General features: G+C 64.9%; 6 protein-coding genes and 1 pseudogene. 2 read left to right on the forward strand and 5 right to left on the reverse strand.

The features are described from left to right. The 3 genes and pseudogenes from EN925_RS40830 to EN925_RS21180 form a co-directional block, all read right to left on the reverse strand. Positions 1-128: pseudogene (locus EN925_RS40830) on the reverse strand (sulfate transporter); the annotation flags it as partial. Positions 129-148: 20 nt separating this feature from the next. Continuing rightward, positions 149-871, reverse strand: a complete 723-nt coding sequence (locus EN925_RS21175; protein ID WP_064994246.1) for an ATP-binding cassette domain-containing protein — start codon at positions 869-871, stop codon at positions 149-151. Between the two features lie 3 nt (positions 872-874). Beyond that, positions 875-1,567: an ABC transporter permease gene (locus EN925_RS21180; protein WP_064994245.1), complete on the reverse strand. Its 693-nt coding sequence runs from the start codon at positions 1,565-1,567 to the stop codon at positions 875-877. A gap of 95 nt (positions 1,568-1,662) precedes the next feature. On the opposite strand from EN925_RS21180, the gene EN925_RS21185 reads away from it, so the two are divergent. Further along, positions 1,663-2,538 (forward strand): helix-turn-helix transcriptional regulator, encoded by an 876-nt coding sequence (locus EN925_RS21185; RefSeq protein WP_127385643.1) that lies wholly within the window; start codon positions 1,663-1,665, stop codon positions 2,536-2,538. 26 nt (positions 2,539-2,564) lie between these two features. Here EN925_RS21185 and EN925_RS21190 read toward each other — a convergent pair whose 3' ends face one another. After that, positions 2,565-2,771: a DUF6494 family protein gene (locus EN925_RS21190; RefSeq protein WP_064994243.1), complete on the reverse strand. Its 207-nt coding sequence runs from the start codon at positions 2,769-2,771 to the stop codon at positions 2,565-2,567. Positions 2,772-2,899: 128 nt separating this feature from the next. Between EN925_RS21190 and EN925_RS21195 the strand changes: the two genes are divergently transcribed. Beyond that, positions 2,900-4,159: a hypothetical protein gene (locus EN925_RS21195; protein ID WP_245465186.1), complete on the forward strand. Its 1,260-nt coding sequence runs from the start codon at positions 2,900-2,902 to the stop codon at positions 4,157-4,159. 2 nt (positions 4,160-4,161) lie between these two features. Here the strand turns inward: EN925_RS21195 and EN925_RS21200 are convergent. Next, a partial coding sequence (locus EN925_RS21200) for a 4Fe-4S binding protein (RefSeq protein WP_128336882.1) occupies positions 4,162-5,505 on the reverse strand: 1,344 nt, incomplete at its 5' end.

Raw genomic sequence — 5,505 nt, forward strand, 5'->3', positions numbered from 1 at the left:
TGGTCAAACAGCCCAGAATCCTGCGTCGAGGTCGTTGACGCCACAACTATCGACTGCTCCTGGGCAGGCGCGCCGCTCGCGAGCATCAGAAGCACCACAAGCGCACACAACATTCGGCGGGTCAGCATCTCAATCTCCGTCCGGTTGATTAAAGCACGAGTTCGCCGCGCACGAAGGCAGCCGCTTGCCGAGTCGCGGGACGATCCAGAAAATCGCCGGCAACGGCATGCTCGCAAACACGCCCCCGGACAAGAAAGACGACGTCTCCAGCGATCCTGCGCACTTGGCCGAGATGGTGCGAGGCCATGATGATCTTCGTGCCCGATTGGGCAGCCGTGATGATGATCTGCTCAACAAAACGCGTCGCCGCCGGATCGAGGCTGGCTGTCGGCTCGTCGAGCAGCAGGATCTCGGGCTGGCGCGCCAGTGCGCGAGCGAGCGCCAGCCGCTGCTGCTCCCCGCCTGACAAATGCCGTGCCGGACGTGCCGCCAGATCGAGAAGACCCACGCGGTCGAGCAGTTCCTCCGTGCGCGCCGCGCGAAGCCGACGCGGACAGCCGGCCGTAGCCAGGCCGTAGGCGACATTCGCGGCCACCGAGCGCCGCAGCATCACAGGCTTCTGGAACAGGATCGCACGCCGCGTCTTCGGGGAGAGGGTCCGACCGCCCCAAGTCAGGGTTCCGGCCGAAGGTACAGTAAGCCCCATGCAAAGCCGCAACAGGGAGGTCTTGCCCGACCCGTTTGGGCCGACGATCACCGTCGGCGCATGTGGCCCGATCGTCAGGTTCACCCGCTGGAGTATGGTCGTCGCGCCAGCGATAAGCGACACGTCATCGAAGACAAGTGGAAGATCGCTCTGAGCGGCCCGCATCCCCTAGCCCGCCCGTTGCTCGGACCACACCCGCACGCCCCAGGCGGCCGCGTTGATCAGCAGGATAAGAAAAATCAGAATCAGGCCGAGTCCGATGGCGAGCGGCAGATTTCCCTTTGAAGTTTCAAGTGCGATTGCCGTCGTCATGGTGCGGGTGAAGCCATCGATGTTGCCGCCGACGATCATGACGGTGCCAACCTCGGCCGCCGCCCTGCCGAAGCCCGCGAGCAGAGCAGTGACGAGGCTGAAGCGGCCGTCCCACAAAAGCGTCGCGACCAGGCCCACCGGCCCGACCTCCATCGCGTTCAGTTCCTCGCGATATTCGCGCCACAGATCCTCGACCGTCTGGCGGGTCAGAGCGGCGATGATGGGCAACACCAGCAGCGCCTGCGCGCAGACCATGGCGGCGGGCGTGAACAAAAGACCGAACTCGCCCAGCGGCCCGGATCGCGATAGCAGCAGATAGACGGTCAGCCCGACCACCACCGGCGGCAGGCCCATGAAACCGTTCAGCACCACGACGATCGCCGAACGACCTGGAAAGCGCGAGAGCGCGATAATTGCGCCAAGCGGCAGGCCGGCGACCATGGCAATCGCGACAGCCGAAAGGCTGACCGCGAGCGACAGGCGCACGATGGCAAACAGCGTCGCGTCACCGCTCGCGATCAGTTGCCATGCGCCCAGCCCTTCCGACATTGCTCCTCGCAATCCTGTCCAGCGCCAATGTCCTGCAACTCTTCCGCCAGAGTCAAATTCTTGAACCGGCACAGAAATATGCATATCAATGCAGGATGGAATTTCTGACGACATCTGAAGCCGCCGACTATCTGCGCATTGGCGAACGCAAGCTTTACGAACTGATTGCGCAGCAGCGCCTCCCCTGCAGCAAGGTGGCCGGCAAATGGCTGTTTCCCCGACATGAACTCGACCATTGGGTCATGTCGGGACTGGTCCGGCCCGGAGGAATGATTCAATCCGACCCGCCGCCGATCGTCGGTGGCAGCCAGGATGATCTGCTCGAATGGAGCCTGCGTCAGTCGGGCTCCGGCCTGGCCTTTCTGACAGAAGGCACGGAAGCCGGCGTGACACGCCTGCTGCGCGGCGAGGTGTCTGTCGCCGCGATCCATTTCCACAGCGACGACCCGGACCCGAATGTCGCCGCGATTGCGACGAGGCCGCGGCTGTACGATGCGGTGCTGGTCGGATTCGCCCGCCGCGAGCAGGGCCTGCTGCTGGCGCCAGGCAATCCGAAATCGCTCAACAAGTTGACCGACGTACTTGCGACCGGCGCGCGCATTGCGGTCCGTCAACGCGGCGCAGGCGCGGACATGCTGCTCGCTTTGTTGCTGACGGATGCCGGCGCGAGCCACGGCGAGGTCAACCGACTGGAGCCCCCCTGCCTTACCGGTCCCGAGCTTGCAGCCGCCGTGCGCACCGGACGGGCCGATTGCGGAATCGCCACCCGCGCCGCCGCCTGCGCCGCCGGCCTCGATTTCGTGTCACTGGCCTGGGAAAGCTTCGACCTGCTGATGCGGCAGCGGACCTACTTTCAGCAACCGATCCAGGCGTTGCTGCGTTTGCTGCAGCAAGACACCTTCGCCAGCCGCGCCGCCGAGCTTGCCGGGTATGATCCATCGCCGGCCGGGCGGATCCGGTTCGCGAAGTAGCAGCCGAACCCGACCTCGGTCGCTGCTCACCCCAGATCGATCTCGCCCTCCACGACATGGTGCAGGCCTGCTGGCTCAGACGTGACGAGGGCCCTCACGGTCAGTCGGCCCTGTCCTTTCAGGCCCTTCTCCGCCACGGCTTTCTCGATTGCCTGCTGCGAAGTCACGCCGACCTGCTTGAGGAACTTGCGCATGGAGACGTTGAAGGGATCGGTTTCCATATTCTGGGTCATATGATTGCCTCGAACGGTTTGAACAATATGGCCGATCCAGCAAGCTTGATGCCCGCAACGGCGGCGCTGCGCCAAGGGAGCACGGAACGGCCTGGTGCGCAATGAAGACGACGCTCGCAATGTGTCTGATGGCAACTGCTCCGTTCCTCTTCGGGGTCGCCGCGCTGGGTGCCGATCTCCGCGGTCACGGCGGACCAGTGCGGGCGATTGCCGTGACGGCCGATGGGCAAACTGCGATCACCGGTGGTTTCGACGCCAAGGCGATCATCTGGTCGATCAAGACCGGCGAAGCACGGGAGGTGCTGCTGTTTCACGATGGGCAGGTCGATGCGGTCGCAGCCCTGCCGCAAGGCCGCTTCGCCAGCGCGGGGGCGGACGGCCGCATTGCGGTCTGGGAGGCCGGACGAAGCACGCCGGTCGCCGTCCTGCAAGGCCATTCAGCGCCGGTCGTGTCGCTCGCAGTGTCGCCCGACGGCTCCACCCTCGCTTCGGCTTCCTGGGATGGCAGTGTGCGGGTGTGGCCGCTTTCCGGCGGGGAGCCGCGCGTCCTCGAAGGCCACAGGGGAAACGTCAACGCGGTCGCATACCTCTCCGACGGGACGCTCGCAAGTGCCGGCTACGACGCGGCAGTCATGCTTTGGCCGGCCGAAGGCGGAGCTCCGGTCAGGGTCGCGATGCCTGCACCGCTGAGCACGCTGGTGGCGACGAGGAGCGATCGCGTGTTCGTCGGGGGCGCGGACGGCAAGCTGAGTGAACTGAACCGAGGCGGGACAATCCTGGCCGAAGTTGCAGCTTCGTCAAGTCCGATCACCGCGCTCGCCGTCACGGCGAATGAACGATACATCGCCGCCTCGTCGATCAAAGGTGAAATTGTGCTGCTCGACGTCAAAAGCCTGCAGCCCGTTCGCACATTTAGCACCGCGGGCGTGCCGGTTTGGGCTCTCGCCTTCTCGCCTGACGGAAAGACGCTTTTGAGCGGCGGCGGGGATCAAGTGGTGGGAGAATGGAATGTCGAGGCCGGGCAACGGCTCGGAACCAAGATCGAGGGTTCGACCGATCCGATGGCCGAATATGCCGGCAATCCGGACGCGGAGGTGTTCCGCGCCTGCGTCGCATGCCACACGCTCGATCCCCACGAGGGCGATCGCGCCGGCCCCACGCTTCACGGCATCTTCGGCCGCAGGATCGCATCCGTGCCTGGCTACCGATACTCGCCCGCTTTCAGGGAGATGGACATCGTCTGGACGCCCGAAACGGTATCGAAGCTGTTCGAGCTTGGCCCGAGCAGATACACGCCGGGCACCAAGATGCCCGAGCAGACCATTCGCGACCCCGAGCATCGGGCGGCGCTGATACGATTCCTACAGGCCGAGACCCGCAGCAACTGAGTTTAGACCCGTTTGGTTTCCGAGTTCCGGTCCCGGAGATAATCCTCTGTCGTTCGCGGGGCCGGCCGGCCAGGACCGGCATAGGGATCGAGGTCTTCGCTCATGGCGGCATCGACGCGGCAATTGTCGCACATCCGCACCAGTTCCAGCCGCCGCGCGTTTTCGCCCGAGAACATCCAGTGCCTGCCTTCCAGCTTGGCGACGATCCGCTCAATCGTACTGCGGGTCCCGAACGGGTTGCCGCAGCGGATACACTCGTAGGGCTGTTCTTCCTTGACGACCCGACGTGGCGCGCTCCATGCCGGGAAATCAATCCGCGGGGCGAGACGGATCACCTTCTCCGGACAAGTCGCAGCGCAGAGCCCGCATTGGACGCAGGCACTTTCGGAAAAGTACAATGCAGGCTGTTGCTCGCTGTCGGAGAGCGCACCCGTTGGGCACGCCGACACGCAGGAGAGGCAGAGCGTGCAGCCCTCGACATTGATATCGAGCCCGCCGAACGGCGCTGCCGCTGGGAGCACTACGCGCTCGACTGGCGTCGGCGCGGCGCGATGCAGTTCGATCATGCTGTTTCGCAACAGGCTGCGCTTGTCCCCCAGGGGCAGGAAGGTCGCCGGCGTCGGCGTGCTGGAGCCCGGTTGCACACGGTCGAGCGCCAACCTCAGCATGTCCGGATCGTCGGTTTCGATCAGGCCGCAGAGTTCCGACCCGTAGCCGAGCGATCGTGCGAGCAGATTGGCGATGGTGACGTTGCGGGCCAAGCCGGTGAGCTCGTGCTTGGGCTTCGCGGAGGCGAGCGCCATCACCGCCGCCGCGCCCCATGCCACCGGCGCTATCCACGCCTCTATTCCCAATTGCGTTATCTCGTTCACGGCGACTGGCAGTACATTCGCAGGCAGGCCTGGGCCGAACCGCGCGAGCGCGTCAATCAGCGGCTCGCCGTGATAGCCGTCATGGAACAGAACGACCGGATCCCTGCCACCCGCCTCTCGATATGTGACCAGGAGCGAACGCAGCCGCCGAAGCAGGGTTTGCGCATCCGGAACGGCATATGCGGCTGCACCGGTCGGACAGGCGGCCGCGCAATTGCCGCAACCGGCGCAGATTTCTGCGTCGACGATCACGTGGTCGCCGGCCGAGGCAATCGCACCGGTAGGGCACAGATCCAGGCAACGCGTGCAACCGATGATGCGGGAGCGTGAATGAGCGCACAGATCGGCGGAAAAATCGATGTAGCGCGGCTTGTCAAATTCGCCGACGAGGCCAGCAGCCTTGGCGATCACGGCCGTTACCGCGGCCCGGTCGGCGGAATCCGCTTTGAGGTAGCCCGCGCGCAGGTCGTGAGC

Origin of the sequence: Mesorhizobium sp. M7A.F.Ca.US.006.04.2.1 (genome assembly GCF_004022915.1) — a bacterium.
In the GTDB taxonomy this organism is placed as follows: Bacteria; Pseudomonadota; Alphaproteobacteria; order Rhizobiales; family Rhizobiaceae; genus Mesorhizobium; species Mesorhizobium ciceri.

Coding starts and splice junctions, on each gene's coding strand:
- EN925_RS21175 (WP_064994246.1), bottom strand. CDS start 871: ATGCGGGCCGCTCAGAGCGATCTTCCACTTGTCTTCGATGACGTGTCG.
- EN925_RS21180 (WP_064994245.1), bottom strand. CDS start 1,567: ATGTCGGAAGGGCTGGGCGCATGGCAACTGATCGCGAGCGGTGACGCG.
- EN925_RS21185 (WP_127385643.1), top strand. CDS start 1,663: ATGGAATTTCTGACGACATCTGAAGCCGCCGACTATCTGCGCATTGGC.
- EN925_RS21190 (WP_064994243.1), bottom strand. CDS start 2,771: ATGACCCAGAATATGGAAACCGATCCCTTCAACGTCTCCATGCGCAAG.
- EN925_RS21195 (WP_245465186.1), top strand. CDS start 2,900: ATGGCAACTGCTCCGTTCCTCTTCGGGGTCGCCGCGCTGGGTGCCGAT.